Annotated in this window: 27 protein-coding genes and 1 pseudogene; 21 read left to right on the forward strand and 7 right to left on the reverse strand. The window is 68.2% G+C overall.

Translation table 11 applies throughout. From position 1 onward, the window contains the following. Window positions 1–304, reverse strand: a pseudogene (locus D466_RS0116240) (ATP-binding protein); the annotation flags it as partial. Between the two features lie 87 nt (window positions 305–391). Next, window positions 392–1,258: a sulfurtransferase gene (locus D466_RS0116245; protein WP_018914765.1), complete on the reverse strand. Its 867-nt coding sequence runs from the start codon at window positions 1,256–1,258 to the stop codon at window positions 392–394. A 295-nt stretch (window positions 1,259–1,553) separates the two neighbouring features. Here D466_RS0116245 and D466_RS0116250 point away from each other — a divergent pair, with 295 nt between their 5' ends. The 18 genes from D466_RS0116250 (at window position 1,554) to D466_RS24130 (ending at window position 17,570) form a co-directional block, all read left to right on the forward strand. Continuing rightward, window positions 1,554–3,191, forward strand: a complete 1,638-nt coding sequence (locus tag D466_RS0116250; RefSeq protein WP_018914766.1) for a sigma-54-dependent Fis family transcriptional regulator — start codon at window positions 1,554–1,556, stop codon at window positions 3,189–3,191. A 144-nt stretch (window positions 3,192–3,335) separates the two neighbouring features. Further along, window positions 3,336–4,547 (forward strand): acyl-CoA dehydrogenase family protein, encoded by a 1,212-nt coding sequence (locus tag D466_RS22065; RefSeq protein ID WP_156004376.1) that lies wholly within the window; start codon window positions 3,336–3,338, stop codon window positions 4,545–4,547. A 22-nt stretch (window positions 4,548–4,569) separates the two neighbouring features. Further along, window positions 4,570–4,764, forward strand: a complete 195-nt coding sequence (locus tag D466_RS0116260) for a rubredoxin (protein WP_018914768.1) — start codon at window positions 4,570–4,572, stop codon at window positions 4,762–4,764. A gap of 89 nt (window positions 4,765–4,853) precedes the next feature. Then, a complete protein-coding gene (locus D466_RS0116265) occupies window positions 4,854–6,224 on the forward strand; it encodes an ABC transporter substrate-binding protein (protein WP_018914769.1) in 1,371 nt (456 codons plus the stop codon). A 10-nt stretch (window positions 6,225–6,234) separates the two neighbouring features. Next, window positions 6,235–7,083: a nitrate ABC transporter permease gene (gene ntrB / locus D466_RS0116270; protein WP_018914770.1), complete on the forward strand. Its 849-nt coding sequence runs from the start codon at window positions 6,235–6,237 to the stop codon at window positions 7,081–7,083. Between the two features lie 4 nt (window positions 7,084–7,087). Then, window positions 7,088–8,014 (forward strand): ABC transporter ATP-binding protein, encoded by a 927-nt coding sequence (locus D466_RS0116275; protein WP_018914771.1) that lies wholly within the window; start codon window positions 7,088–7,090, stop codon window positions 8,012–8,014. Window positions 8,015–8,039: 25 nt separating this feature from the next. Then, window positions 8,040–8,483 (forward strand): cyanase, encoded by a 444-nt coding sequence (gene cynS / locus D466_RS0116280; protein WP_026285378.1) that lies wholly within the window; start codon window positions 8,040–8,042, stop codon window positions 8,481–8,483. 41 nt (window positions 8,484–8,524) lie between these two features. Continuing rightward, on the forward strand, window positions 8,525–9,076 hold the full coding sequence (locus D466_RS0116285; RefSeq protein WP_018914773.1) for an OsmC family protein: 552 nt from the start codon (window positions 8,525–8,527) through the stop codon (window positions 9,074–9,076). Between the two features lie 44 nt (window positions 9,077–9,120). After that, entirely contained in the window at window positions 9,121–10,290 is a 1,170-nt protein-coding gene (locus D466_RS0116290) for an NAD(P)/FAD-dependent oxidoreductase (protein WP_018914774.1), read from the forward strand. A 319-nt stretch (window positions 10,291–10,609) separates the two neighbouring features. Next, on the forward strand, window positions 10,610–11,617 hold the full coding sequence (locus tag D466_RS0116295) for an ABC transporter substrate-binding protein (RefSeq protein ID WP_018914775.1): 1,008 nt from the start codon (window positions 10,610–10,612) through the stop codon (window positions 11,615–11,617). A 73-nt stretch (window positions 11,618–11,690) separates the two neighbouring features. Further along, complete coding sequence (locus tag D466_RS0116300; protein ID WP_018914776.1) at window positions 11,691–12,458, forward strand: ABC transporter permease; 768 nt, start codon at window positions 11,691–11,693, stop codon at window positions 12,456–12,458. Beyond that, on the forward strand, window positions 12,458–13,297 hold the full coding sequence (locus D466_RS0116305) for an ABC transporter ATP-binding protein (protein WP_018914777.1): 840 nt from the start codon (window positions 12,458–12,460) through the stop codon (window positions 13,295–13,297). The genes D466_RS0116300 and D466_RS0116305 overlap by 1 nt, the downstream gene beginning before the upstream one ends. Before the next feature lie 51 nt (window positions 13,298–13,348). Further along, the gene (locus D466_RS22070) at window positions 13,349–14,674 is read left to right on the forward strand and encodes an amidase (protein WP_018914778.1); all 1,326 of its coding nucleotides are present in this window, start codon (window positions 13,349–13,351) and stop codon (window positions 14,672–14,674) included. Beyond that, entirely contained in the window at window positions 14,671–15,450 is a 780-nt protein-coding gene (locus D466_RS0116315) for an IclR family transcriptional regulator (protein ID WP_018914779.1), read from the forward strand. Before D466_RS22070 ends, D466_RS0116315 begins: the two co-directional genes overlap by 4 nt. A 27-nt stretch (window positions 15,451–15,477) precedes the next feature. Next, on the forward strand, window positions 15,478–15,837 hold the full coding sequence (locus D466_RS25165; RefSeq protein WP_369759456.1) for a hypothetical protein: 360 nt from the start codon (window positions 15,478–15,480) through the stop codon (window positions 15,835–15,837). Window positions 15,838–15,966: 129 nt separating this feature from the next. Next, on the forward strand, window positions 15,967–16,926 hold the full coding sequence (ltrA, locus tag D466_RS22075; RefSeq protein WP_231385755.1) for a group II intron reverse transcriptase/maturase: 960 nt from the start codon (window positions 15,967–15,969) through the stop codon (window positions 16,924–16,926). Window positions 16,927–16,947: 21 nt separating this feature from the next. Further along, window positions 16,948–17,286 (forward strand): hypothetical protein, encoded by a 339-nt coding sequence (locus tag D466_RS24855; protein ID WP_018914781.1) that lies wholly within the window; start codon window positions 16,948–16,950, stop codon window positions 17,284–17,286. Window positions 17,287–17,396: 110 nt separating this feature from the next. Beyond that, window positions 17,397–17,570, forward strand: coding sequence for a hypothetical protein (locus D466_RS24130; protein WP_018914782.1), 174 nt, complete (start codon window positions 17,397–17,399; stop codon window positions 17,568–17,570). A gap of 85 nt (window positions 17,571–17,655) precedes the next feature. Here the strand turns inward: D466_RS24130 and hutF are convergent, their stop codons facing one another. Genes hutF through hutC form a run of 5 tightly spaced genes read right to left on the reverse strand, consistent with a single transcriptional unit; the run spans window position 17,656 to window position 22,386 of the window. After that, the gene (gene hutF, locus D466_RS0116325) at window positions 17,656–19,059 is read right to left on the reverse strand and encodes a formimidoylglutamate deiminase (protein WP_018914783.1); all 1,404 of its coding nucleotides are present in this window, start codon (window positions 19,057–19,059) and stop codon (window positions 17,656–17,658) included. Further along, window positions 19,043–19,855, reverse strand: a complete 813-nt coding sequence (gene hutG, locus D466_RS0116330; protein WP_026285379.1) for an N-formylglutamate deformylase — start codon at window positions 19,853–19,855, stop codon at window positions 19,043–19,045. Before hutG ends, hutF begins: the two co-directional genes overlap by 17 nt. Before the next feature lie 2 nt (window positions 19,856–19,857). Further along, complete coding sequence (gene hutI / locus D466_RS0116335) at window positions 19,858–21,066, reverse strand: imidazolonepropionase (protein ID WP_018914785.1); 1,209 nt, start codon at window positions 21,064–21,066, stop codon at window positions 19,858–19,860. Between the two features lies 1 nt (window position 21,067). Further along, entirely contained in the window at window positions 21,068–21,649 is a 582-nt protein-coding gene (locus D466_RS22945; protein WP_196803503.1) for a HutD family protein, read from the reverse strand. Next, window positions 21,646–22,386 (reverse strand): histidine utilization repressor, encoded by a 741-nt coding sequence (gene hutC, locus D466_RS0116345; protein ID WP_038166582.1) that lies wholly within the window; start codon window positions 22,384–22,386, stop codon window positions 21,646–21,648. The genes D466_RS22945 and hutC overlap by 4 nt, the downstream gene beginning before the upstream one ends. A gap of 142 nt (window positions 22,387–22,528) precedes the next feature. Here hutC and hutU point away from each other — a divergent pair, with 142 nt between their 5' ends. From hutU to D466_RS0116360, 3 genes are read left to right on the forward strand one after another with little or no spacing between them, the layout of a single operon-like run. After that, window positions 22,529–24,235, forward strand: a complete 1,707-nt coding sequence (gene hutU, locus D466_RS0116350) for a urocanate hydratase (RefSeq protein ID WP_051083774.1) — start codon at window positions 22,529–22,531, stop codon at window positions 24,233–24,235. A 43-nt stretch (window positions 24,236–24,278) separates the two neighbouring features. Further along, the gene (locus tag D466_RS0116355) at window positions 24,279–25,283 is read left to right on the forward strand and encodes an ornithine cyclodeaminase family protein (RefSeq protein ID WP_018914789.1); all 1,005 of its coding nucleotides are present in this window, start codon (window positions 24,279–24,281) and stop codon (window positions 25,281–25,283) included. Next, window positions 25,280–26,572 carry an MFS transporter gene (locus D466_RS0116360; RefSeq protein ID WP_026285381.1) on the forward strand — a complete coding sequence of 431 codons (1,293 nt, stop codon included), beginning with the start codon at window positions 25,280–25,282 and terminating at the stop codon, window positions 26,570–26,572. The genes D466_RS0116355 and D466_RS0116360 overlap by 4 nt, the downstream gene beginning before the upstream one ends. Window positions 26,573–26,749: the final 177 nt, after the last annotated feature.

Consider the following 26,749-nt stretch of genomic DNA (forward strand, 5'->3'; position numbering starts at 1 on the left):
GGTCGAGGATGGTGGTGGCCATGGTGGCGTCGCCGAGGTACTTGCCCCAGTCTTGCACCACACGGTTGGAGGTGACGATGATGGAGCGGCGGTGCTTGTAGCGCTGGTGGACGATGGCCTGCAGCAACTCGGCTGCGGCGTCGCCGATGCGCCGGGCCAGGAACAGGTCGTCGAGCACGAGCAGGTCGGGCTCGACCCAGGCGCGCAGCAGCGTGGCCTGCTCCGGGGAGCTGGCCAGGGCGTAGTGGGCGAACTCGGTGTCGGCCTCGACGTAGCGCACGTCGAAGCCCTGCAGCGTGGCTTGGGGACGAGATCGACCTGCGGCTGCCATTGATCCTGCAAGCCGCATGGAGCCCGCGCGCGGTGGCCTGCGCGGCGACGCGGGCTTCGCTCAGACGTCGAGCACGGCTGCGTCGACGGGCAGCTCGGGGTCGCGCGACCATTCGTTCCAGGAGCCGAAATAGATGCGCACCTTGTCGAATCCGGCTTGCTTGAGGGCGAGGTACGTGTTCGACGCGCGCGCGCCCTTGAAGCAGTAGAGGTAGATGTCGTCGTCCGCGTCGATGTCCGCGGTGGCGCATTCGGCGCGTACCTCGGCCGGCGATTTGATGACCGGGCCGTGGGGGCCTGGCTTCATGAATCGGTACCACTCGATCCAGCGTGCCCCGGGCAGGCGGCCCTTGCGGGGCGCGAAGTCCTTGCCGTAGGGCGACGAGCTCTCCCCGATCCATTCGTCGATGTCCCGCACGTCGAGCAGCACCTTTTCGGTGCCCAGCGCGGCTTGCACATCCTCCTTGGTGAGCATTACGTCGGCCGTCGGGAGATGCTTTGGGAAAGCCTTGGGCGTGGCTTGCGGAATCTCCGTGGTGCTCGGCAGGCCGGCGGCTTTCCAGGCCGAGAAGCCTCCGTTGAGAACATGGACCTGGGGGTAGCCCAGCCAGGTGAGCAGGTAGTAGCCGCGGCAGGACTGGCCGTAGCCCGTGTGCATGGCGTCCTCGTAGAGCACGGCGCCTTCGGCGCCGGACAGTCCGATGGCCCCGAAGTGGTTGGCGAAGCTGTCCTTGAGTTCCTGCAGCCCTTGGGGCGAGGAGGTGGCGAGGAAGGTGAAGATGTCGCGCAGGTTGAAGGCGCCGGGAATGTGCCCCGCCGCGTAGGCCTCCGGATCGCGTGTATCGATGAGCACGATGGACCCCTCCGACTGGCGGGCGGCGAGCTCTTCGGGAGACAACAGCACAGGCAGGATGGTCGGAGTCGTCATGGCGTCCTCGCAGCTTGAAAGGGTGGATCGGATGCCCTCGCTCTTGCAATGGATGTGCCAGACAGGCTTGTAGCCCTGCGCCCCGGGCCTGCAGGGGGCGGAGCCCCCAGCGCCCGGCCCGGGGCCGGTCAATCTGTGTGCGCTTTGTCTGCAATGTGCTCGTTGGCGGCAGCGGCCGGCGCGTCCGCGCGAGGTCCGACTGGCACCGAAATTGCTAGCAAATTGGCAGCCTTTGGCGGTTCTGCTCAGGCCCGCGGGTGTCCCGCGTACTCGGAGCGTGATGATGAACACTGCGATGGATCCTGCCCCTGCGCCTGCGAAGGACAACAAGGAGGAACTGGCGGCCAACGAGCAGTTGCTGGTGCGCGAAAGCATCAACCTGCTCAGCCGGGGGCTGGACCCGCTCACGGCGGCGCAGCACATGCTGCATCTGCTGTCGGAGTTGCTGGGGCTCAACCGCGGCCGCGTGGTGCTGCCCGATCCGCAGTCCGGCGAGCTGCTCATCCGCGCCGCCTACGGCCTGACCCGCGAGGAGGTGCGCAAGGGGCGCTATGCACCGGGCGAGGGCATCACCGGCCGGGTGCTGCAGAGCGGCGAGACCCTCATCGTGCAGGACATCGATGCGGAGCCGGGCTACCTCGCCCGGGCCATCGAGCGCTCGCGCCTGCCGCCGGGCACCGTCTCGTTCATCGCGCTGCCGATCCAGGTGGACCAGCGCATCGCGGGCGTGCTGGGCGTGCACCGGCTGCGTTCGCGCCAGCGCCCGCTCGGTGCGGACCTGCAGGTCCTGCGCACCATCGCCGAGCTGATCGGGCAGAGTTTCAAGATCCAGGATCTGATCCAGAAGCGCACCGCCGAACTGCAGGCCGAGAACCGCAGCCTGAAGGCCGCGCTGCTGCGCCGTGCCGAATTCAGTCGCAACTGGGGCATCATCGGCGAGGCGCCCAAGCTGCTCGCGGCCCTGAACCAGCTCGAACAGGTGGCTTCGAGCGAGGCCACGGTGCTGCTGCTCGGCGAGTCGGGAACCGGCAAGGAGTTGTTCGCCCGTGCGCTGCACCTGCAGAGTGCGCGGCGGGATCAGCCCTTCGTCAAGGTGAACTGCGCGGCCATTCCCGAGACCCTGTTCGAGGCCGAGCTGTTCGGTCACGAGAAGGGGGCCTATACGGGGGCGTCGCAGCAGCGCATCGGGCGTTTCGAGCAGGCCAACGGCGGCACGTTGTTTCTGGACGAGATCGGCGACCTTCCGCTGGCGGTGCAGGTCAAGCTGCTGCGCGTGCTGCAGGAGCGGGTGATCGAGCGCCTGGGCGGCCGCACCGAGATCGCGGTGGACGTGCGCATCGTCGCCGCCACGCACCAGGATCTCGGCGCGCTGGTGCAGGCGCAGCGTTTCCGGCTCGACCTCTATTACCGGCTGAATGTCATTCCCATCCATCTGCCGGCCCTGCGCGAGCGCCCTGGCGACATCAAGCTGCTCGTGCGGCATCTGCTGTCGCAGCTCAACGAGCGACATCAGCGCGATGTCCGGCTCACCCCGGATGGCATGTCCAGCCTGGTCTCGTATCCCTGGCCGGGCAACATCCGACAGCTCTACAACGTGCTGGAGCGCATCGTGCTGCTGGCGCCGGACGACGAGGTCGCCGAGTCCACCGTGGACTATGCCCTGGTCTCGGAAGTGCAGGGGGCCCCGCGGGACACCATCGCGATCGAGGTGGAGCGGCACCGTGCCGAGCCTCATGCGCCCCAGGCTTCGGCGGTGCGGGACTACCAGCATGTGACCCAGGACGAGCGTGAGCGCATCCGCGCCGCGCTGGACCAGCATCGCGGCAACAAGTCGCGCACGGCCAAGGCGCTGGACCTGACCCTGCGCCAGCTGAATTACCGGATTTCGGTGCTGGGCATCGAGGTGTGCAGACCGAGGCTCTCCAAATTGTGAGCAATTTGTGCGCAATGCCTGCCAGGGCTTCCCGGACGACGGCCTAAGTCCTTGATTCACCGATGGAGCAGTCCTGGCACGCGGCTTGCGAAGCAGGGGGCAAGGGTCGCATCCGGGCCCGATGGGCCACACAGGAGGATTGCCATGCCGGTTTCAGCAGCCGTCGTTTCGAACACGGTGTCGGAGCTTTCCGGAATTGCAGCGCAGGGGGGTGTCGCGGATCCGGTGGTCGTGGCGGTGCGCGAACTGGTCCGGACACGCCTGGCGCCCAAGGTGCTCGACGTCGATCTGAAGGCCGAGTACCCCGAGGACCTGCTGCGGGAGATCGGCGCGATGGGCGGCTACCGGGGCGCGGCGAGCCCGGCCCACGGGGGCGACGGCCGCGGGCTGCGCCAGGTCGTGCAGGTGATGGAGGAGGCGTCCCGGGAGTGCCTGTCCACCGGGTTCATGATCTGGTGCCAGACGGCCTGCGCCCGCTACATCACCCTGTCGGACAACGCCTGGGTGAAGGAGCGCTACCTGCCGCGCATCGTCTCCGGCGAACTGCTGGCCGGCACCGGGTTGTCCAACACCATGAAGTCCGCCGACACCATCGAGGACTACCGGCTGTGCGCGCGCCGGGCCGAGGGCGGATACGTAATCAACGGCGTGCTTCCCTGGGTGTCGAACCTCGGGCCCGACCATGTGTTCGTCACCGGCTGCCCGGTGCGCGGTGCCGACGGGGAGCTGGAGGGGCTGGCCTTCGTGCTCGTGGACTGCGGGCAACCGGGTTTCCGACTCGTGGACTGCGCGCGGTTCATCGGGCTGGACGGCACGCGCACCCTGGCCTGCCAGTTCAAGGAGTGCTTCGTTCCCGACGCCATGGTGCTGGCGCAGCCCAGCCGGTCGGCCGCCTATCTCGCCCGCATCAAGCCCGGCATGATCCTCGCGCAAATGGGCATGGGCCTGGGGTTGATCGACGGCTGCGCGCTGCTGATGGCGCAGTCCAACCGCACGCATGGGCACGTCAACCAGTATCTGGACGATCAGGTGGGCGAGGTGGTCGAGGCCCTCGAACAGGCGCGCGCCACCACCTACGAACTGTGCGACGCCGTGGATGCCGACCCCGATGGGGGCGCCGCCCGCACCCTCGAGGTGCTCAAGCTGCGCCTGGCCGGTGGCGAGCTGTCGGTGCGCGCTGCGCACGCCGCGATGCTGCACCAGGGCGCCAAGGGCTACCTGGTGCGCAATGCCGCGCAGCGGCGCCTGCGCGAGGCGTATTTCGTGGCCATTGTCACGCCGGCCACCAAGCATCTGCGGCGGGAGATTGCCCGCATGGGCTGCGCGACGCCGGCCGTGCCGGCCCGCGCGGCCTGAGCCCGAACCCAGGAGAAACACCATGACCGAAGCGCTTGCGACCCTGACCGAGACGACCCCGTGGGTGTGCCTGGTCTGCAACTGGATCTACGACCCCGCGGTGGGGGCGCCCGAGCACGGCATCGCGGCGGGCACGGCCTTTGCCGACATTCCGGAGGACTGGTACTGCCCGGAATGCGGCGTCACCAAGGCCGACTTCGAGCCGATGTTGCCTTGAGCCCCGCCGGCGGGCCGGGCCGACGCGCCCGGCGCGACGGATGCCTTCCTGAGCGATTTTCCTGACCGATGTTTTCGATGGGACCTGCGATGAACCCGAACGATGACCCGTTTGAGCCCTCCGTGCGCCTTCCCGGCTGCAGCTGTGGCCGCCACGCCGACCAGGCGGCGCATGACGCGCAGAGCGGCCGCCCCATCGACCACGGCGACCTCGGGCAGCTCACCCGCCGGGGGCTCGAGGGCGCGGTGATGCGCGCCTTGTTCCCGAGCGACGCGCAGCGGCGGCGTTTCCTGCGCGCCGTGGGCAGCGGCACCGCCCTGGCGGCGATCTCCCAGCTGATTCCCTTCGGCATGCTGCAAGCCCAGGCCGCCGAGCCGGCGGCGCCGCCGGAAAAGCGGAACCTGAAGATCGGCTACCTCCCGATCACCTGCGCCAGCCCCCTTCTGATCGCGCAGCAGAACGGTTACTTCCACGACGCCGGCCTGCAGGTCGAGCTGCTGAAGACGCCGGGCTGGGCGCTGGTGCGGGACAAGACCATCAACCGCGACTTCGACGCCGCGCAGATGCTCGCGCCGATGCCCGTGTCCATGGCGCTCGGCGCCGGGTCGAGCGCTGCGCCCACCGTGGCCGCCCTGATGGACAACGTCAACGGCAGCGCCATCACCCTGGCGATGCGCCACAAGGATCGCCGCGATCCCGCGCAGTGGAAGGGATTCCGCCTGGCCATCCCCTTCGACTACTCCATCCACAACTTCCTGCTGCGCGAATACCTTGCCCAGCACGGGCTCGATCCCGACCACGACGTGCAGCTGCGCGTTATGGCGCCTCCGGACATGCTGGCCAACCTGGCCGGCGGCAACCTCGACGGTTTCATCGTCGCCGAGCCCTTCAACCAGCGGGCGGTGTTCGAGGGCATCGGCTTCATCCATACCCTCAGCGTGGACCTCTGGCGCGGGCACCCCTGCTGCACCCTCGCGATGGAGGCCGACTTCGCGAGCCGGCAGCCCAACACCTATGCGGCGCTGGTCCGCGCCATGCTGCGCTCGGCGGCCTACCTGAACGTGCCCGCCAACCGCGACGCCATCGTCGACACCCTGGCGCAGCCGAAGTTCCTCAACCAGCCGAAGATCGTGGTCAAGCAGGTGCTTACCGGCACCTATGCCGACGGGCTCGGCCAGGTGCGCAGCGAACCGCAACGAATCGGCTTCCAGCCCTTCCCGTGGCCGTCGATGGCAGTGTGGATCCTGGCGGAGATGAAACGCTGGAACTACATCAAGGGCGACGTGGACTACCGGCAGATCGCCGAGCGCGTGTTCCGTGCCACCGACGCGCGCGCCGCCATGCGCAAGGCGGGCATGCATGCGCCGGACGAGGACATGCAGGACTACCAGATCCTCGGCCGCAAGTTCGACCCCAAGAAGCCCGACGCCTACCTCAAGGCGCTGAGCGCGAAGGCCTGAGGGGGCGGCCATGACATCCCGCAACGCTTCGCGCCTTCAGTCCGCGGCGCTGACCCTGCTGATCGCCGCCATGCTGCTGGCGATCTGGCAGTTCCTGACCCTGCCCAAGCCGCCCAAGCTGCCGCCCGGCGTCAGCGCCGAGTACGCCGAGCTGATGGGCCAGGGCAGCGCCACCCGGCAGGGCTTTCCCACCCCGGCGCAGGTGATCCATACCTTCGTGCAGGAGTTGCGCAACCCCTTCTACGACCACGGGCCCAACGACAAGGGCATCGGCCTGCAGCTCGGCTATTCGCTGGCCAGGGTCGCCGGAGGTTTCGCGCTGGCGGTGCTGGCGGCACTGCCGCTGGGCTTCGTGATCGGCATGTTCCCGGTGCTCTACCGGGCCTTCGATCCCTTCATCCAGCTCCTCAAGCCGATCTCTCCGCTGGCCTGGATGCCTATCGCGCTGTACACGCTCAGGGACGCCAATGTCAGTGCGGTGTTCGTGATCTTCATCTGCTCGGTCTGGCCCATGCTGATCAACACGGCCTTCGGTGTGGCGGGCGTGCGGCGCGAATGGCTGAACGTGGCGCGCACGCTGGAGCTCAGGCCCATGCGCAGGGCCTTCGGGGTGATCCTGCCCGCGGCGGCGCCGACCATCCTCACCGGCATGCGCATTTCCATGGGCATTGCCTGGCTGGTGATCGTGGCGGCGGAGATGCTGGTGGGCGGCACCGGCATCGGCTACTACGTCTGGAACGAGTGGAACAACCTGGCTCTGCCCAGCATGCTGTTCGCGATTTTCCTGATCGGCCTGGTCGGCATGCTGCTCGACCTGTCCTTCGCGCGTCTGCAGCGTGCGGTGACCTACGCGGAGTGATGCCATGAGCCCGGCCTTTGTGCGCGTCGAAGAGCTGTGCAAGCGCTATCCGGATGCCAGGGGGCGCTTGGGGGAAGCGGTGTTCGAGCATGTCCATTTCGAAGTCGAGCGCGGCGAATTCATCGCCGTGCTCGGCCATTCGGGCTGCGGCAAGACGACCATCCTCAACATCCTCGCCGGCCTGGAGCAGGCGTCCTCCGGCGTGGTGCTGATGGAAGGGCACGAGGTGTCGGGGCCCTCGCTGGACCGCGGCGTGGTGTTCCAGGGCCACGCGCTAATGCCTTGGCGCACGGTGTTGGGCAACGTCGCCTTCGCGGTGCAGTCGCGCTGGCCGCGGTGGACGCGCGAGCAGGTGCGGGAGCACAGCATGCGGCAACTGGAGATGGTCGGCATGGCGGGCGCCGCGGACAAGAAGCCGCATCAGTTGTCCGGTGGCATGAAGCAGCGCGTGGGCATCGCGCGGGCCTTCGCGATCCAGCCCAAGATGCTGCTGCTCGACGAGCCCTTCGGTGCGCTGGACGCGCTGACCCGCGGCACCATCCAGGACGAGTTGCTGCGCATCGTGCAGGCCACGCGACAGACGGTGTTCATGATCACCCACGACGTGGACGAGGCGATCCTGCTGGCCGACCGCATCGTGCTGATGAGCAACGGCCCGCTGGCCAGGATCGCCGAGATCGTGGAGATCACCATGCCGCGCGAGCGCACGCGTGCCGGGATGCACCACGACCCGCAGTACTACCGCATCCGCAACCACCTGGTGGACTTCCTCGTGAACCGATCCAGGGGCTATGCGGCCGACGGGGAGCTCGCCGTGCTGCACGACCCGCGCCAACCGCCCGTCGTGCGTCCGGGGCTGGTCGTCGAAGAGGCCCGCGACGAGCCGGGCGGCGGCGATGTTCCGCGTCTCCGGCAGGTCATCAATCTGTAGTTCTCACCCAGCAAGGAGCCAGACCATGAATCGAAACGATGTGACGGAAATGATCGTCGCGACCAAGATCAGCAAGGGCCTCAAGTGGGCCGACGTCGCGGCCAGGATCGGCCTGTCCAAGGAGTGGGTCACGGCCGGATGCCTGGGCCAGATGACCTTCGACGCCAGCCAGGCGGCCATCCTGGGGGAGGTGTTCGACCTTCCGGAGCAGGCCGTGGCGCTGCTGCAGCAGGTTCCCTACAAGGGCTCGCTGCCGACGGCCGTTCCCACCGATCCGCTGATCTACCGCTTCTACGAACTGGTCAACGTGTACGGGAGCACATTCAAGGCCCTGATCCACGAGGAATTCGGGGACGGCATCATGTCCGCTATCGATTTCCGTATGGATCTGCAGCGCGAGGCGGACCCGAAGGGCGACCGCGTGAACATCGTGATGTCGGGCAAGTTCCTGCCCTACAAGACCTATTGATCGGCGCGTGCTTGCTCGATCGTTCCAACCCGGAGATTTCCATGCTTGCTGACACGAAGACCGAAACCCAGTATCTGCGCCCGATCGACCGCGAGGGCCTGCTCAAGTTCGCCCAGGCGGGACGGGACAACCCCGAGCGCAAGGGCACGAACAAGGTGCATACCGTGATGCAGGGGCAGTTCCGCTCGTGGAGCTTCGTGGGCACCCACAACCCGGTCGTGGTGGATGAGCCTTTGCACCTCTTTGGCGAGAACACCGAGCCCGCGCCGGGCGAGATCGCGTTGTCCGCGCTGGGCGGTTGCCTGTCGGTGGGCATCACCGCGGTGGCGACGGAGCGGCAGGTGCGCCTGTCTCGCCTGGAGATCTTTCTGGAGGCGGACATCGGCAACTCGGCGGCGTGGGGTGCCGGAGGCGCGGACCGCAAGCCGGCGCAGATGGGCTTTCAGGAAATCCGCGTGAAGGTCATCGTCGAGGGCGACGCCTCGCGCGAGGAACTCGACGACATCGTGCAGACCGCCAACTACTACTCCCCGGTGGCCAACACCATGCGCAATCCGGTGCCCTTCACCATCGCAAGGGCGCAGGCGGCCTGAGCGCGTTGCCGGCGCTTCGGGCCGTCCCACTCCTGCATACGCCCATGACTCGGCGCATCGTCATCATCGGCAGCGGCATGGCGGGCATCTCCCTGGCGCGCGAGTTGCGCAGGCTCGACGACCGGGCAGAGATGGTGCTGCTGAGCCGGGAGCCGGGAGACTTCTATTCCAAGCCTGCGTTGTCCAACGCGCTGGCCGGCGGGAAGTCCGCCGCGGCGCTGGTCCTTACCCCGGCGGCCAGGCTGGCGCAGGACCTGGGCGTGCGCATCGTCGGCCATACCGAGGTCGACGCCGTCGATACCGGCGCGAGGGAGGTGCACGCGACGGCCGGCTCATTCGCCTACGACGCGCTGGTGCTGGCCATGGGCGCCAGCCAGCGTCGGCTGCCGATGGCCGGGGAGGAGGCGGACGCCATGCTGTCCGTCAACAACCTGGCCGATTACGCCCGTTTCCGCGAGCGCCTGCAGGGCGCGAGGCGTGTCGCCATCATTGGCGCGGGACTGATCGGATGCGAATTCGCCAACGACCTGCGCCTGGCGGGCATCGAGGTCGATGTCCACGACGTGGCCGCCCAGCCGCTCGGCCGCCTGCTTCCCGCGCGAGCCGCCGACATGTTCCGGCGGCGCCTCGAGGCGGCCGGAGTGCGATTTCACCTCGGCACGACCGTGGTGCGTATCGATCCCGCGGAACCAGGCCATGTGCTGAGCACCAGCACGGGAACTTCCGCGCGCTACGACCTGGTGCTTTGCGCGATCGGGCTGCAGCCGAACATCGGCCTCGCCCGCGACGCGGGACTGGACACGGGCACCGGCATTCGAACCGATCGTTGGCTTCGAAGCTCGGTGGCGGACGTCTATGCGCTGGGTGACTGCGCGGAAGTGGAGGGGCTCGTGCTGCCCTACGTGCTCCCGATCACGCATGGCGCCAAGGCGCTTGCCCGAACCCTGACCGGCGAGCCCACGCCCGTGCAGTACCCGGCCATGCCGGTGGTCGTGAAGACGCCCGCGTGCCCGGCCGTCATCTGCCCCCCATTGCAGCCAGGTGGCGCATGGTCCGTGGCGGTCGATGGCGACGGCTTGAGAGCCATTTATCTCGGCGCGGACGGCGAGACTATGGATGGCTTCGTTCTGCTGGGGAGCGCCGTGAAGGAGCGCATGTCCTTGGCGGCGCGGGTGCCCGGGCCGCTGGCCGGGACCGTGTTGCCCATGCTCTAGGTGCCCCCAGGGCCTGGGCCAAGGGTTCAGCGCCGCGACAGGCCCAGCGTGAGCGCGCGCGCCCAGCAGCGCCAGGCCGCTGCCGCACCTTCCATGCGCCGACATTGGGCATCACGCACCACGGGCGTGCCGAGGCCTCGCTCTGTGGCGTTTGGCGGTGGGCGTGCCCCGCTCTGCCCGGCCCCGCAACAGCCTCTGTTTGCACGCGCGTGCAGAGCGCGAGGCACGTCGCTCGACGGCGGTGGCACGACGTTTGCGTGAACCCTTGCATCAAAAACCGGGAAACCCTGTCCTGGTTTTGATCCACGGGAGTCCTGCCATGAAGCTTCGTTCCTTCCGCACCCCGCGCGTCTACGCAGGCCTGGCCTGTGCGGCCGCGGCCCTGGGCAGCGCGCACGCCGACGAGGTGGTGCGCTTCGGCGTGCAGCCGGCGACCCAGCCCATCTACATCGCGCGCGCGGCCGGGCTGCTCGCGCCCATCGAATCGCGCTTCCACGTCAAGATCCGCTTCTACAACTTCTCCTACGGCGCCCCCGAGAACCAGGCGATGGCCGCGGGCGACCTCGACCTCGCCTCGGCCGGCATGGGCCCCGCGGTGGTGGCCGCGGCGCGTCTGCCGGCCGAGCTGCTGGCCATCACCATCCTCGAGCAGACCGCGATCATCGTGCCCGCGGCATCGTCCATCCATACCCTGGCCCAGCTCAAGGGCAAGCGCATCGCCTATCCCGGCGAGGGCTCGCAGCAATACCCGCTGCTGCTCAAGGCGCTGCAGCAGGCCGGGTTGAGCGAGCACGACGTGACCCTGTTCAAGACCAAGGGTTCGGACGTATCCACGCTGGTCGAGGACGACAGCGTGGACGCCGGCATCACCTGGGACCCGCACGTGTCGCAGGCGCTGGCCTCGGGCAAGGCACGCGTGCTGGCGAAGGCTGAGTCCATCCTGCCCCTGAAGGACGGCCACTACATCGGCAACGGCGTCTACGGACGCACCGCCTTCGTCGACGCCCATCCTGCGCTGGTCGAAGCCATCCTGGGGGCGATTGTCCAGGCCGAACGCCTGGTGCTGGCGCACCCGGACGAGGCGGTGGCCATGTGGAGCCGGCAGATCGGCTTCCCGTCGCAGGTGATCCACTATTCGCTACAGGAAGGCATCTCCGTGTACGACGCCGACATCGTGCCCACCCCCAGCGTGCTCGATCAGTACACCCGCTTCCTGCAGGCGGCGCACATCCTGCAGCCCGACGACAAGCCACGCATCGCACCGCAATACGCCGAGCAGGCCGAGCACGCCGCGCAGGCGACGCCGACGCTTGGAGCGAAGCCATGAGCGCCGCGCACGGCCGCTCCGAAGGGGCGCTCCACTCCCTCGGGGAGTCCAGAGTAGCGAGGAGGGCAGTTCCATGAGTGCGCCCGCGCCGCGCTGGCTGGCGGCCTGGCCCTATGTCGCGGCCGCCTCCGTCGTGCTGCTGGCCTGGCAACTCGTGGTGCTGACCACGCACCCGAGCCAGGCCGTGCTGCCCACGCCTGGGGAGACACTGCGCACGCTATGGTCGCTGGCGCTATCCGGGCAGCTCTGGGTCGATGCTGGCGCCAGCCTCGGGCGCGTGCTCGTCGCCTGGATGCTGGGTGCCGTCGTGGCGGTGCCGCTGGGCCTGCTGCAAGGCGTGCATCCCCGGCTGCGGCGCGTGCTCGAACCTCTGTTCGAGCTGTTCCGTCCCATCTCACCGCTGGCCTGGATTCCCATGGCCATCCTCTGGTTCGGGGTCGGCGAGACGGGAAAGATCTTCATCCTGTTCATCGCCACCTTCTTCCCCATCCTTCTCAACACCCTCTCGGGCGTGCAGGGGGTCGATCCGGTACTCGTGCGCGCTGGGCGCGTGCTCGGCTGCGACAACGATGCGCGGCTGTTCCGCCGCGTCATCCTGCCGGCGGCGATGCCGCAGATCCTGGTCGGGCTGCGCGTCGCCTTCGGCACCGGCTGGGCGGCAATCATCGCCGCCGAACTGGTCGCCGCCAACAAGGGTCTGGGCTACCTGATTTCCAACGGCATGGAGATCCTGCGCTCGGACCAGGTGCTGGCGGGGATGATCGTGATCGCCGTGCTCGGCCTGCTCATCGATACCGCGTTTCGCCGGCTGGGGCGCTGCCTCGGCGTGGAGGATTCCTGATGCCGAACCCCGTTCCCTCGACTCCCGCCGTCGACACGCGTGCGCCCCGTGGCCTGCGCATCGAGCAGGTCTCCAAATGGTTCGATCGTCCCGACGAGCAGGCGCTGGAAGTACTGCACCCGATCGACCTGGACATCGAATCCGGGGCCTTCGTCGCCCTGATCGGGCCCTCGGGCTGCGGCAAGAGCACGCTGCTCAACATCATCGCCGGCTTCGAGGCGGCCACCCGTGGAAGCGTGCTGGTGAACGGCGAGCGCGTGCGCGGCCCGCACATCAGCCGAGGCATGGTGTTCCAGCAGTACGCGCTGTTTCACTGGCTGAGCGTGCGCGAGAACATCGGCTTCGGGCTGCGCAACAGCGGCGTGCCGAAGGCCGAGCGCGACCGTCGCGTCGAGCATTACCTGCGCCTGATCGGGCTCGAGGGCTTCGGCTCCGCGCGTCCGGCCGCGCTCTCCGGCGGCATGAAGCAACGTGTGGCGTTGGCGCGCGCCTTCGCGACCGACCCCGACATCATCCTCATGGACGAGCCATTCGGCGCGCTCGACGCGCTGACGCGAGGCTTCCTGCAACAGGAGCTCCTGCGCATCTGGCGCGAACATCGCAAGACCGTGCTGCTGGTCACCCACTCCGTGCAGGAAGCGCTGTTTCTCGCAACGCGCGTGATCGTGTTCACGCGCAGGCCCGGGCGCGTGAAACTGGACCTGCGCATCGAGCTGGAACAACCCCGGCACATCAACGAGCCCGGCTTTCGCGAGCTGGAAGCCCGCATCCTGGAAGCGCTGCACGAAGAACTGCTGCCCACCGCAAAACCCGAGGCACCCGACATGGTCACCGACTGAAGCCCGCACGCCGCACAGGCTTCCTTCCGCCCAGAACCCGCCGAACCCGCCATGAGTCTGTCCGAACCCGCTTGCCTGAACCGCGACCCGCACGCCGCTGCATCCACCACCGCGCCATGCGGTGACACCGCGGGCGCCGCCGTGCGCGCGGTGGGCGCGGCGCTGGAGCGTATCGCGCGGCGCGACCGCTCCCTACGGGCCTTCGTGCATGTCGCGCCGGCCCGCGCGCTGGCGCACGCCGCCCAACTGGACCGCCTCGCCCCCGTGGCGCACGGGCCGCTGCACGCCCTGCCGCTGGCCGTGAAGGAGGTGTTCGAGGTCCAAGGCCTGCCATGGAGCGCCGGCTCCGCGCTGTATCGCGAACGCCTGGGATCTGCCACCGCGCCGATGGTCGCCGCGCTGGAGCGCGCCGGCGCGGTCGTGCTGGGCATCACCGCATCGTCCGAATTCGCCATCGCCCAGCTGCCGCCGACCACCCATCCGCTGGACCCGCTACGCGGCCCAGGCGCGTCCTCCAGCGGCTCTGCCGCCGCGGTCGGCGCCGGACTGGTACCGCTGGCGCTGGGCACGCAGACCTTGGGCTCGATCATTCGCCCCGCCGCTTACTGCGGTGCCGTCGGCTTCAAGCCCAGCCACGCGCGCTACCCCATGCTCGGCGTGGTGCCGCTGTCCGAGAGCCTGGACGATCCCGGGCTGATCGCCGACAGCGCGGCGCGCCTGTGCGCGGTGGACGAGGTGCTGGCGCCGGCCGCGCAAGCCTCTGCCGGCGCGCTCACCGGCGTGTGCCTGGTGGCGCCCTGGTTCCCAGAGGCCGTAGCACCGGCCGTACGCGCGGCGCTCGGCGAGGCGGCCGCGCGCCTGCGCGGCCTGGCCCCGGCCTGGCGCGAGACCTCGGTTCCGCCATGGGTCGCCGCCCGCGAACAACAGCTCGTGGACACGCTGCTGGTGCGCGGGCTCGCCCGCCTCCACGGTGAAGCCCTGCGCGCCGCGCCGCCCGGGATGGTGTCCGCGCGGCTGCTGCGGCTGCTGGGCGAAGGCGAAGCCCTACCAGCGTCGCGCATGGCAGCCGCGCGGCGTGGGCAGCAGGCTGTGGCCGAAGCGCTGCACGAGTGGCTGCGCCCCGGCGAGGTGGCGGTGACGGTGGCCACCGTCGACGTCGCGCCGCTGCTGGGCCACGGCAGCGGCTCGCGCGCGCCGCAACGCCTGTGGAGCCTCGCGGGCATGCCCGCGCTGTGCTTGCCCATGGCGGTGCGCGCCGGCACGCTGCCGATCGGAATCCAACTCGTGGCGCGCCGGGGGGAGGACCGGCTGCTGCTGGAGTTCGCCGCGCGGGCCCAGGCGTTGCTGGCGGCGCCCGTGCCGCGAGACCTGCCATGAAGGCCGAGGCCGAAGGCGCCGCCGCGGGCTCGGCCATGAGCAAGGCGCTCGCGCTGCTCGAGGCCATCAGCAACAGTGCGCAGGGGCTGAACCTGACCGACGCCGCAGCCGCCACCGGCATGCCCAAGCAGACCGCGCACCGAGTGTTGCGACAGTTGTTGGAGCTGGATCTGCTGGGGCGCGACCCCGCGACCGACCGCTACCTCTGCAGCCAGCGCATGCGCCGGCTTTCGGCGGCGGTGCTCGGCAGCGTCGGCTCCGAGGCCTACAGCCGGCGCCTGCTGCAGCAGCTTGTCGACGAACTGCACGAGACCTGCAACATTGGCGTGCTCGATGGCACGCAGGTGCTGTACGTGGACCGCGTCGAGTGCGACTGGCCGCTGCGGGTGCAACTGCAGCCGGGTAGCCGCGTGCCCGCCCACTGCACCGCCATCGGCAAGCTGCTGCTCGCCCACGTCATGCCCGGCAGGCTGCGCCGCCTGCTCGACGAGTTGCCGCTGCAGGTGTTCACGCCGCGCACGCTGCGCACCCCGGAGCAACTGACGCAGGCGCTGCAGCAGATCCGCCAGTGCGGCTTCGCCATCAACGAGGAGGAGGACTCCCTGGGGCTGAACGCCCTGGCCGTTCCGATCTGCGACCCGCGTGGCCGCGTGGTCGCCGGCCTCGCGGTGCATGCGCCCCTGGCACGCATGGACTTGGCCACCATGGTCGGCAAGCGCGAGCGCCTGGAACGCTGCGCCGCCGACATTGCGCGGAACTGGTTCGGGCCGCAGTAGCGCCCCCCGCGCGCCCTCTTCGCCCTGATACCGGATGCGGTCATCCACGTCGGCGGGCAGGTTCAAGGGGTGTTTGATGCAAAGTACAAGTCGCTGCACCCGTCCGCCAGCGCGCCGAATGGACCGCAACGCGAGGATCTCTACCAGATGGCCGCCCATCTCGGTCGGTTTGTTCCTTCAGGGCGAAGGGTCTCATGGGGCGTTCCCAGATTGCGAAGACAGCACAGACGGTTTCGTTATGCGAGAGGCCGTCGCTCTGCCGGGGTCGAAGGCCACATCACGTACAGAAGGCAATCGTTGGAACATGAGAGGCCCGACCGGGTCCGTCGTGGTGGTTCGCGACGGGGGACAACGACAAGGCAACGCCGAAGTCGAAGTTCGAGCTGAGGTCGGGAGTCGGATTCGCTCGTAGTACCGATGAGACCGTCGAAGGAAACGAGACGTGTGGAGGGAAGGGGCGGACCCGAAGGCCACGCGCGCCCATCGAGCCAAGGCCGGACACAGAGCCGGAGCACCTTGCAGCCTCGACTGGCGCGGGTGAGCGCGGCGGCGCGAAGCGCTGCCCAGACGCAGTTCACCGCATTGCTGCACCACGTCGACGAAGAGGCGCTCGGGAGAGCGTTTGCTCGACAGCGACGGCGAGCAGCGGCGGGGGTCGATGGGATGACCGTGCAAACGTACGAACAGAACCTTGCAGCGAACCTGCAGGATCTGCACGGACGGATCCACACGGGGCTCTACCGGCCCAGTCCGGTTCGGGGCGTGCACATCCCCAAGGCCGACGGCGGTCGTCGCCCTCTTGGCATCCCCACGCTGGAGGACAAAATCGTCCAGGGTGCGGTCGCTGAGGTCTTGAGCGCGATCTACGAGGCAGACTTCCTTGGGTTCTCCTCCGGCTTTCGGCCGGGGCGCAATCCGCATCAGGCGCTGGCAGCAGTGCACACAGCCTTGATGAGCCAGCGAGTGACCTGGGTGCTCGATGCCGACATCCGCAGCTTCTTCGACTCGGTTGACCACGAGTGGCTGATGCGGATGCTGGCACACAGGATCGCCGATCCCCGCGTCTTGAGGCTCATCAGGATGTGGCTGGAGGCGGGCGTCCTTGAGAGCAACGAGTTGCGTGAAACGGACCGGGGCACGCCGCAGGGCTCTGGCATCAGTCCGCTGCTCGCCAACGTCTTCTTGCATTACGTACTTGATCTCTGGGTCCATCAGTGGCGACGGCGACATGCACGCGCGCGCGTGTGCATCGTGCGGTACGCCGACGACTTCGTGATGGGCTTCGAGAGCAAGGCGGATGCAGACAAGATGGTGCGCGATCTGCAAACGCGACTGGGTCAGTTTGGCCTGGAGTTGCACGGGGAAAAGACGCGGCTGATCGCGTTCGGTCGCCTACCGGCGATCCAACGCGCGCAGCGCGGCCTTCCCCGGCCCCGTACGTTCGCCTTCCTGGGTTTCACTCACTATTGCGGGTAGACGAGGGACGGGCGGTTCATCGTGAAGCACAAGACGCAGAGCAAACGCATCACCCGCAAGTTGAACGAGCTTCGCCAGGACGCGAGGCGCCGCATGCACGATTCTCTGGCCGACCAGCATCGCTGGTACGTCAGCGTCCTGCGCGGCCACCGCGCGTACTACGGCATGCCGCACAACTGGCGGGCCCTTGCCGGCTTCCGGCGGGAGCTGCGAAGGATCTGGCTCATCACGCTCCCCCGGCGCAGTCAGCGCTCGTGCCGGGCAGGGTGCGCTTGGTTCGACGCGGTGACGGCGCGTTACCCGTTGCCTGCGGTGCGGATCACTCGTTCATGGGCAGAGCAACGCATATGCCGCGCCTGACCTTCGGGAAGAGCCGAGTGCGGGAAAGCCGCATGCTCGGATCTGTGAGGGCGAAGCCGAATGGCCTAGCTACTCGACCGCAACCCGCGAGTGCGACCGAGGAGTAGCCCATGCTTCAGCGAACGTGCGCGCATTGCTCGAAGACCTTCCTGGTACGTCCCCAGCTTCCGCATCAGGCGTTCGACACGCACCTGCACTGGAGAATGAGCGTGCATGCCGACCCTGCACACCGCTGGCTGCGCGGCGTGGTGCACGCTTCCCTGGTCTACGCCTCGCCAGCGTAATGCGCGCTGGACCGCCTCCGCACGAAATTCAAGCTGTGCGCAGTCCCCGCGGCGAGCACCAGCCGGCTCATCGAGCTGACTTCCTTCAACTCGTCGTGTCCCACCAGAGTTCGCGCATCGCATCGTCGAAGCGGTGTGCGATCTCCTCGGCGCGCGGGTGCGCGCCTTCGCGCAGCACCCAGCGGCCAGCGACCAGCACGTCGCGCCAGGCCGGGGCCGGGCTGGAGAACACCAGAGCGTCGAGTTGCTGCGCAGGCGCGATCCCGAGGAGACTCGACGCCCGGGAATCGAGTACAAGCGCGTCGGCGCGCGCCCCGGTACACAGCCCCCAGGCGCCGAGCCCGGCGCTGCGGCCGCTGCCAGCCTGCACGCGCGACCACAGGCGCTCCGCGGTGGAGGGTTGCGCGAGCTGCGGGGCCGCGCTGCTGTTGCGCTCGCGGCGCAGAAGCCGCTGCGCATAGTCCAGCCAGCGCAGCTCTTCGCGCCAGTCACGATTTACCTGGCTGTCCGAGCCGAGGGTGATGGGCACGTTGTTGGCGAGCATGTGCGGCAAATCGGGCACACCGTCGCCGAGGTTGGCCTCGGTGCTCGGGCACAGCACGATGCCCGCGCCGGCAGCGGCGGCGGCGTCGATCTCGGACGGCGCAGCATGCGTGGCGTGGACCAGTTGCCAGCGTGGATCGAGCAGGCCCTGCTCCGCCAACCAGGCAATGGGACGTTTCCCCGTGGCCGCCACGCATTCATCGACCTCCGCGGTCTGCTCGCTCACGTGGACGTGGATCGGGCCATCGAAGCCGTCCGCCGCCCGTGCCAGCGCGACGATGGATTCGGTGCTCGCGGCGCGCAGGGAATGCACGGCAAGCCCGGCGCGCAGCAGCGGATGTCGATGCGCCCCGATGGCGCGCGCCATCTCCCATGCGCTCGCCGCATCGCAGGCGAAGCGGCGCTGGTCGGCTCGCAGCGTAGGCTGTCCGAAGCCCGCGCGCTCGTACAGGGTGGGCATCAAGGTCAGCCCGATACCCGCCTGCCCAGCGGCATCGCACAGCGCAAGACCCATTTCCAGCAGGTCCGGGTAGGGGCGGCCGCTCGGGTCGCGGTGCAGGTAGTGGAATTCGCACACCTGCGTGTACCCACCGTGCAGCAGTTCGAGATACAGCATCGCGGCCACTGCCCGCAACTGTTGCGGCGTGATGCGCAGCGCGGCCTGGTACATGCGGTCCCGCCATGACCAGAAGGTATCGGCGGCGTCCTGGCGACGTTCGGCGAGGCCGGCGAAGGCGCGTTGGAAGGCGTGGCTGTGGGCGTCCACCAGCCCGGGCAGCAACGCGCCGTCAATGCGGCGCGCCTGCGGCGGCGGCGCGACTCGCGCGCGCACCTCCGACCAGTTGCCCTCCTCGTCGATGCGCAGCAGCACGTCTTCGTGCCAGCCTTCGGGCAGCCAGGCGCGCGGGGCCCACAGCAGGCGATCGGACTCAGCGGACGTCGGCATCCGGCCTCCACTCGAGCATGACGTCGATCAGATCGCGCAGTGTGGGCAGCAGCCCGTCGCGCCGCGCCGCATCGATACGCCACGGGGCACGCTCGCGCATGTAGGTGGAGAAGCACATTTCCATTTGCACGGCGTGGACATTCTCTCCTGGCTGTCCATAGTGACGTGTGATGTAGCCGCCCTTGAAGCGACCGTCGACGGCGTGCGTGAAGCCGGGCTGCCGGCGCAGCGCCGCCGCGAGCGCTGAGCGCAGGCTCTGCGCACAACTTGTCCCCTCGGCCGTGCCGAGGTTCAGGTCGGGTAGCGTTCCGTCGAACAGCCAGGGCAGACGTGACAGGATGCTGTGGCCGTCCCACAGAAGCGCAAAACCGTGCAGGTCGCGCAGGCGCTGCAGTTCGGCCGACAATGCATCGTGGTAGGGCTGCCAGTACTCCGCGAGGCGGGACGGCAGCTCCTGGGCGTTGGGCTCCTGCCCGGGACGGTACAGCGCCTCGCCGCTGAAGGCGCGCGAGGGACAGACTCCTGTGTTGTTGGAGCCAGGGTACATTGGCGTGTCCAGCGGCGGCCGGTTCAGGTCGACAACGTAGCGCGACATGCGCGGCACCAGCATGCTGCAGCCGCGCTCGAGCGCGAAGCGATAGATCTGCTCGAGGTGCCAGTCGGTGTCGTCCACGTCGAGTGCTCGTGGCAGCAGGCGCGACGCGTACTCTTCGGGAATCAGCGTTCCCGTGTGAGGCAAGCTGACCAGCAATGGCTGACTGCCGCGATGCAGCGTGAAGATGGGTGATTCGTGCATGTTCAAGACCAAGGTGCACCGGCAATGAAGGGCCTGCAGGCTCCGGGCTGTCCAATCCAGTAGCAGAGCTCGTTGGGGTGGTTCAGCGGCCAGGCGACGAAGTCGGCGCGCTGCCCCGGGGCCAGCCGGCCGCGATCGTGAAGCCCGAGAGCTTGCGCGGCGTTCACGGTCATCCCGCGCAGCGCTTCCTCGGGCCTCAGGCGAAACAAGGTGCAGCCCATGTTGAGCACCAAGGTCGGGCTCAGCATGGGGGAGCTGCCGGGGTTGTGGTCGCTGGCCAGCGCGATTGGAACGCCAGCCTCGCGCAAGGCTCGCACCGGCGGAAGCTGCGTCTCCCGAAGGAAGTAGAACGCGCCGGGCAGCAGCACGGCAACGCTGCCGCCGGCCGCCATGGCCGCGACGCCCGCTGCGTCCAGGTATTCGAGGTGGTCGCAGGAAAGTGCGCCGTAGGCGGCGGCGAGTTCGGCGCCACCGAGGCAACTCAACTGCTCGGCGTGCAGTTTCACCGGCAGACCGGCACCGCGCGCAGCCTTGAACACTCGCTCTATCTGCGCCGTGTCAAAGGCGATGGCTTCGCAAAACGCGTCGATGGCGTCGGCCAAGTCCTGCTCGGCCAGACGCGGCAGCCAGGAGCAGACGTGGTCGATATACGCATCGGCCTGTCCGGCGTACTCGGGGGGCAGCGCGTGCGCCGCCAGGCAGGTGGTGCGCACCGTAAGCGGCAGGACTTCTCCGATTCGCCGCGCCACGCGCAGGCAGCGCACTTCGTGCGCGAAGTCCAAGCCGTAGCCGGACTTGATCTCCAGCGTTGTAACGCCTCCGCGCAGCATCGCCATGGCGCGCTCCCGCGCATCGGCGAACAGGCGCTCGTCGCTGGCCATGCGGGTGGCGCGCACCGTCGACAGGATTCCACCGCCCGCGGCCGCGATGTCCGCGTAGCCGGCGCCGCCCAGGCGCAGCTCAAATTCGTCGGCGCGGTGGCCACCGTACACGAGATGCGTGTGGCAATCCACCAACCCGGGCGTGACCAGCGTTCCGCCGAGGTGGTATTCCTCGTCGATTTCGAGATGTGCGGGAAGCTCGCTTGCAGCGCCGACCCAACGCAGCGTGCCGCCTTCGGCGACCATCGCGGCGTTGTCGACGAGGCCCCAGCCCGCGTCGCCCGCAAGCGTGCACAGCAGGGCATCGCGGTAGAGGGTGCGCGTCGACATCTCAGGGATCCCCGACGCCGATCCAGTAGCCGGCGCCGTCGCCCTCATGGTCGTCGGCATCGACGCTCAGCCGCCGCGGCGCCCGCTCGAACCACAGAAGTGTGAATCGCGGGACGTCGGTGAAGCGATCCTCGCCCCGCGCGCAGGTGTGGCGACAACGCGACCAGCGTGTGGCGAAAAACCCGCAAGACCGCGCGTGCGGCGTCCACGACGTGCCGACGCGCGCCGGCTGCATGAACCCTGGTGTGTCGCGCAGCATCAGGTTGAGGTCGCGGGTCGGCCCATGGAGCAGTCGACACTCGACAGGAACGTCGCCCGAGAAGCACAGCGCATCGGCACCGAGCAGCTGGTGCTGCGATGAGCTTCCGATGCGCAGCTCGACCCCGGCGCCATCGACCACGGCGAACCATCGCGTGATTCCCGGCCAGGCCGAAAACGGCCCGTCGGAAGCAATGTCGGCCACGCTGACTCGAACGCGCCAGGTCGCGACGGCTGGGCGAGCCAGCAGCTCGCGCGTGACTCCACCACCGTTGCGCCAGGGCCGCGGCGCGACGGAGTCGCATGCGAGCAGCAGCGGGTTCAAGGCTGGAACCGTCCCTCGAGCAGATAGCGGCTGCCCGGGTGCACCAGGCGCACCAGTGTGACCGGCGTTCCGCGACTGACCGTGGAGCGGGTGACGACCAGGCAGGGCTCGGTCGCGTCGATCTTCAGGAGACGAGCCTCCTGGCGACTGGGCATGGTTGCCTCGATGGTGTAGGAGGCCTCCCAGGTCGGTGCGACCTCGAGCAGGTACTGCGTCGGCGTGGATGCCGAGAAGTCGGTGGACAGGTAGTGCGGAGCGGCCGCGGGGTTGACCCAGCGGTCCTCGCATTGCAGCGGAACGTCGCCCTCATAGTGCACCGCGAGCGAGTGGAACACGGGGGTTCCCTCCTTGAGCCCGAAGCGCTGCGCCACCATCGGCGGGGCGGACTCCTCGCGGAGCAGGTGCACGCCCATGCGGTAGGGAAGTCCGCGCGACTCGACGTGCTCGCGCATGTCGCGGATCGATAGCGTTGCGGACAACTTGTGCAGCTGCGCGGCGAAGGTGCCGACTCCCTGCACGCGTTCGACCAGCCCCTCGCTCTGCAGTTCGCGTAGCGCGCGGTTGACCGTCATGCGGCTGACGCCGAACTGCGTGACCAGCGCGGATTCCGAGGGCATCAGCGTGCCGGGCTTCCAGCGCCCGTGCTCCAGCCCGGTCTTCAGGTGCTGCTTCACCACCTGGTAGGGGGCCGCGGCCACCGGCGTTCGGCGGGGCGGCGAAGTCGCTTCGCGTTTCATGGGATGATCTTACCGGTATAGGCGTGTCTAGACAAGTTGATTGCTATTGAAAAGATTGGGGTTTCCACGGAGTCCAATGCCCTTGTGTAGGCCTGTCTAGACAAGTAAAGTGCGAGCTCAGACGTTTTTCTGGAAGCCAGCCGTGATTGATCGCTCCACCCCTACCGCCTCGAACCGGCCGCGTGTCGTACGCGCGCCACGCGGCCCCAATCTCTCCTGTCGCAACTGGTTGATCGAGGCGGCCTACCGGATGATCCAGAACAACCTGGATCCGGAGGTCGCCGAGGATCCCGGCTCCCTCGTCGTGTACGGCGGAATCGGCAAGGCCGCGCGCGACTGGGATTGCTACGACGCGATTCTGCGCGAGCTGCGCGCGCTGCGCGAGGACGAGACCTTGCTGATCCAGTCGGGCAAGCCGGTCGGCGTGTTCCGCACCCACGTCGACGCGCCTCGGGTGCTCCTAGCCAATTCCAATCTCGTGCCGAAATGGGCGACATGGGAGCATTTCAACGAGCTGGACCGCAAGGGCCTGATGATGTTCGGGCAAATGACGGCGGGGTCGTGGATCTACATCGCCAGCCAGGGGATCGTGCAGGGGACCTACGAGACTTTCGTCGAAGCGGGGCGCCAGCATTGCGGCGGCGACCTGGCGGGGCGCTGGATTCTCACCGCCGGTCTTGGCGGCATGGGCGGGGCGCAGCCGCTCGCGGCGACCTTCGCTGGTGCGGCGTCCCTGAACATCGAATGCCAGCAGAGTCGCATCGATTTCCGGCTGCGCTCGCGTTATCTCGACGAGCAGGCGCGCGACCTCGACGATGCGCTTGAGCGCATTGCCCACTACACGCGCCAGAGGCAGGCTGTCTCCGTGGGCTTGCTGGGCAATGCCGCGGAGGTCCTCCCCGAGTTGCTGGCGCGTGCCCGGGTCGGGGGCATCCGCCCCGACCTGCTGACCGACCAGACCTCGGCCCACGACCTGATTCACGGTTACCTGCCGGCCGGCTGGACGGTCGAGCGCTGGAAGGCCGCCCAGGCGGACCCCGGCGCGCACGCCGAGCTCGGCGCCGCCGCCGCGCAGAGCTGCGCCGAGCACGTGCGTGCGATGCTCGAGTTCCAGGCCATGGGTGTGCCCACCTTTGACTATGGAAACAACATACGTCAGGTGGCGCTGGACCAGGGGGTGAAGCGAGCTTTCGCGTTTCCCGGCTTCGTTCCGGCCTATATCCGGCCCTTGTTCTGCCGAGGTAAAGGCCCCTTCCGCTGGGTGGCGCTCTCGGGCGATCCGCAGGACATCGCCAGGACCGACGCCAAGCTCAAGGAGCTGTTTCCGCACGATCCTCACCTGCATCGCTGGCTCGATCTGGCGAGCGAGCGCATCGCGTTCCAGGGGCTGCCCGCGCGCATCTGCTGGCTCGGGCTGGGAGAACGGCACAAGGCCGCGCTCGCCTTCAACGACATGGTGAAGTCGGGTGAACTCAGGGCCCCGGTCGTGATCGGTCGCGATCACCTGGACAGCGGATCGGTGGCGTCGCCTAACCGCGAGACCGAGGCGATGCGGGATGGCAGCGATGCGGTCTCGGACTGGCCGCTGCTCAATGCGCTGCTCAATACCGCGAGTGGGGCCACCTGGGTTTCGCTGCATCATGGTGGCGGCGTCGGCATGGGCTACTCCCAGCACGCCGGCGTGGTCATTGTCTGCGACGGGACCGAGGCCGCTGCGGCACGCCTCGAGCGGGTGCTGTGGAACGACCCGGCGACCGGGGTCATGCGCCACGCCGATGCCGGCTACGAGGAGGCCGTGGCCTGCGCCCGCGAATCCTCCTTGCACCTACCGATGGTCGGTGCGGATTGAAAGGCGATGGCGGCGCACCGACCACGATTTTCCGGAACCCACGATGAATCCCAGCTACCTCACCTATCTGAACGGCCCCGACGTTGAACGACTGGCGCTCACCGACGCGGAGATCCTCGATGCCGTCGAGCACGGACTACGCGCCCAGGGGGACGGGCAGACCGTCATCGAGCCGCGCGTGCATCTTGTTCCGGAGGACTCGGCCAAGGGACACTTCAACGTCCTGCGTGGTTACATCAGGCCCCTCGGACTGGCCGGGGTCAAGGTGGTGGGAGACTTTGTCGAAAACTACAAGCTGGGGCTGCCTTCGGAGTTCGCCACGCTGACCCTTCTCGACCCCCTGACCGGGGTTCCGAAAGCCTTCCTCGATGCGACCTCAATCACCGACATGCGTACCGGCGCGATGACCGCGCTGGGCGCCAAGTATCTGGCCAGGAAGGGCAGCAAGGTGCTCGGACACATCGGTGCGCGCGGAACCTCCTACTGGAACGTGCGTCTGCTCGAGCATCTCTTCGACTTCGACGAGATCCGCGTGCATTCGCGCCGCCCGGAGAGTCGAAACGCCTTCGCCGAGCGCCTGGCCCGCGATCTGGGCAAGCCGGTAAAGGTCACCGAGGACTGGGAAAGCTGCGTGCGTGGCGCCGACATCGTGGTCGAGGCTTCTCGGCTGCCGGAGCCGCGGCCGATGCTGCGCACGCAGTGGATCCGCGAGGGCGCGCTGGTCATCCCCTACGGGACCATGAGCGCGGTGGAACTCTCCCTCACCGACATCATGAGCAAGGTCGTCGTCGACGACTGGAGCCAGTGCCGCAAGGGCTTGCCGTATGGCGCGCTGCGTCGGCATGTCGATGAGGGGCGGTTGACCGAGCAAAGCCTGCACGCTGAGCTCGGGCAAATCGTGGCCGGACACAAGCCCGGCCGGCAACGCGAGGACGAGACCATCCTGTTCTGGCACCGCGGCCTCAGTCTGAGCGACATCGCGCTTGGCCACGCCATGCTGGAAAAGGCCGCACGGCTCGGTCTCGGTCAATCCTTGAGATTCTCATGAACGACATCGATACCCCTGTAGGGAATGCCGGACGCCGGCGTGGCTGGGCCGTGGTGGCCCTCCTGTTCCTGTTCATGCTGATCAACTGGGCCGACAAGGCGGTGATCGGCTTGTCCGCGGTCCCGATCATCCATGAGCTGCACCTCAGCCATACCGAATTCGGTCTGATCGGCAGCGCCTTCTTCCTACTGTTTCCCGTCTCCGGAGTCATCGGGGGATTCGTCGTCAATCGAATCCGCACCAAACCGGTGCTGGCGCTGATGGCGGTGATCTGGGCGCTGGCGCAGCTTCCTATGGCGGGGCAGGTCAGCCTGGGCTTGCTTCTGAGCAGCCGCATCGTGCTGGGCCTGGGCGAGGGGCCCGCATTGCCGGTGGCGTTACATGCCGTGTACAAATGGTTCGACGACAAGCGGCGCACCCTGCCGACCAGCGTCGTCATCACGGGTGCTCCGTTCGGCGCCGGCATCGTGGCGCCGCTGATCGTGCTGATCATCGTCCACTACACCTGGCACGTAGCCTTCGCGGCCCTCGGCGTTGCCGGCCTGCTGTGGACGGTGGCCTGGCTGGTCGTCGGACGCGAGGGTGCAGGTGGTAACGCGCCGGTGGCAGCCGCGCCCGTTGCACCCATCTCGGCGGCCGAGCCTCGGGTCGGTTACGCCGGCCTGATCTTCAGTCGCACCGCGCTGGGGGTGTTCGTGGCCGGCTTCGCCGCCTACTGGGTGCTGACCCTGAACGTGGTCTGGCTCGCCGGTTACCTGATCCAGAGCGCGGGGTTCACCCAGATGGACGTGGGATGGATCGTCGTGCTGCCGGCATTGGCGCAGATCCTGCTGGGCCCGGCGGTCAGCTTCGTGTCGCAACGGCTGAGCCTGCGCGGTGTGTCCAACCGCATCGCGCGAGGCGGACTCGGGGGCCTGTGCGTGATGATCAGTGGCGGCGCCATGTTGCTGATGCCCATGCTTTCGGGGAGGGTCGCCGAGATTGCGACGGTTGGCGTGGCGTTTTCCGTCTGCGGCATCATCTTCCCACTCGGCGCTGCGCTGATCGGCGAGATTACGCCGGCCCCGCAGCGCGGAGCGATGCTCGGCATCATGAACTCGGTGCAGACCGTCGCGGGGTTGATCGCGCCGGTGGTCATGGGCCGGCTCGTGGACCTTGGCGCGAACGCCGCGGCCGGATTTCGCAACGGGTTCGTGATGGCCGGCGTGTTCGTGCTCGTCTGCGGCCTGCTCGGAGCCTTGCTCATGCATCCGGATGCCGACCGCCGCCGCTTTGCCGCTCGCGCCTGAGCGACACGGGCCGAAGGGACAGGCATCTGGTGCAAGCGCCTGGTGGAGGGCGCCGTTGCAGGCAGCGGCCTTAGTCATCATGGTCGCCAACAGGCAAGTCGGCGGGGGTCGATCTCCGTCCGATTCGTAGGTTGCACGCAAGCGTGCCGAGCTACATGCTGTGAATGTGTCATCAGC

Origin of the sequence: Thiomonas sp. FB-6 (assembly GCF_000377645.1) — a bacterium.
Classification (GTDB): domain Bacteria; phylum Pseudomonadota; class Gammaproteobacteria; order Burkholderiales; family Burkholderiaceae_C; genus Thiomonas_A.

Bases quoted from the DNA above. Each gene is read 5' to 3' on its own strand.
- D466_RS0116300 (WP_018914776.1), top strand. From the start codon at position 11,691: ATGAGTGCGCCCGCGCCGCGCTGGCTGGCGGCCTGGCCCTATGTCGCG.
- hutC (WP_038166582.1), bottom strand. From the start codon at position 22,386: ATGAAACGCGAAGCGACTTCGCCGCCCCGCCGAACGCCGGTGGCCGCG.
- D466_RS0116305 (WP_018914777.1), top strand. From the start codon at position 12,458: ATGCCGAACCCCGTTCCCTCGACTCCCGCCGTCGACACGCGTGCGCCC.
- D466_RS0116315 (WP_018914779.1), top strand. From the start codon at position 14,671: ATGAAGGCCGAGGCCGAAGGCGCCGCCGCGGGCTCGGCCATGAGCAAG.
- D466_RS0116245 (WP_018914765.1), bottom strand. From the start codon at position 1,258: ATGACGACTCCGACCATCCTGCCTGTGCTGTTGTCTCCCGAAGAGCTC.
- hutF (WP_018914783.1), bottom strand. From the start codon at position 19,059: ATGCCGACGTCCGCTGAGTCCGATCGCCTGCTGTGGGCCCCGCGCGCC.
- D466_RS0116355 (WP_018914789.1), top strand. From the start codon at position 24,279: ATGAATCCCAGCTACCTCACCTATCTGAACGGCCCCGACGTTGAACGA.
- D466_RS0116265 (WP_018914769.1), top strand. From the start codon at position 4,854: ATGAACCCGAACGATGACCCGTTTGAGCCCTCCGTGCGCCTTCCCGGC.
- cynS (WP_026285378.1), top strand. From the start codon at position 8,040: ATGAATCGAAACGATGTGACGGAAATGATCGTCGCGACCAAGATCAGC.
- D466_RS0116295 (WP_018914775.1), top strand. From the start codon at position 10,610: ATGAAGCTTCGTTCCTTCCGCACCCCGCGCGTCTACGCAGGCCTGGCC.
- hutI (WP_018914785.1), bottom strand. From the start codon at position 21,066: ATGTCGACGCGCACCCTCTACCGCGATGCCCTGCTGTGCACGCTTGCG.
- D466_RS24130 (WP_018914782.1), top strand. From the start codon at position 17,397: ATGCTTCAGCGAACGTGCGCGCATTGCTCGAAGACCTTCCTGGTACGT.
- D466_RS0116290 (WP_018914774.1), top strand. From the start codon at position 9,121: ATGACTCGGCGCATCGTCATCATCGGCAGCGGCATGGCGGGCATCTCC.
- D466_RS0116250 (WP_018914766.1), top strand. From the start codon at position 1,554: ATGGATCCTGCCCCTGCGCCTGCGAAGGACAACAAGGAGGAACTGGCG.
- D466_RS22065 (WP_156004376.1), top strand. From the start codon at position 3,336: ATGCCGGTTTCAGCAGCCGTCGTTTCGAACACGGTGTCGGAGCTTTCC.
- D466_RS0116275 (WP_018914771.1), top strand. From the start codon at position 7,088: ATGAGCCCGGCCTTTGTGCGCGTCGAAGAGCTGTGCAAGCGCTATCCG.
- D466_RS0116260 (WP_018914768.1), top strand. From the start codon at position 4,570: ATGACCGAAGCGCTTGCGACCCTGACCGAGACGACCCCGTGGGTGTGC.
- D466_RS0116285 (WP_018914773.1), top strand. From the start codon at position 8,525: ATGCTTGCTGACACGAAGACCGAAACCCAGTATCTGCGCCCGATCGAC.
- D466_RS22070 (WP_018914778.1), top strand. From the start codon at position 13,349: ATGAGTCTGTCCGAACCCGCTTGCCTGAACCGCGACCCGCACGCCGCT.
- hutG (WP_026285379.1), bottom strand. From the start codon at position 19,855: ATGCACGAATCACCCATCTTCACGCTGCATCGCGGCAGTCAGCCATTG.
- D466_RS0116360 (WP_026285381.1), top strand. From the start codon at position 25,280: ATGAACGACATCGATACCCCTGTAGGGAATGCCGGACGCCGGCGTGGC.
- ntrB (WP_018914770.1), top strand. From the start codon at position 6,235: ATGACATCCCGCAACGCTTCGCGCCTTCAGTCCGCGGCGCTGACCCTG.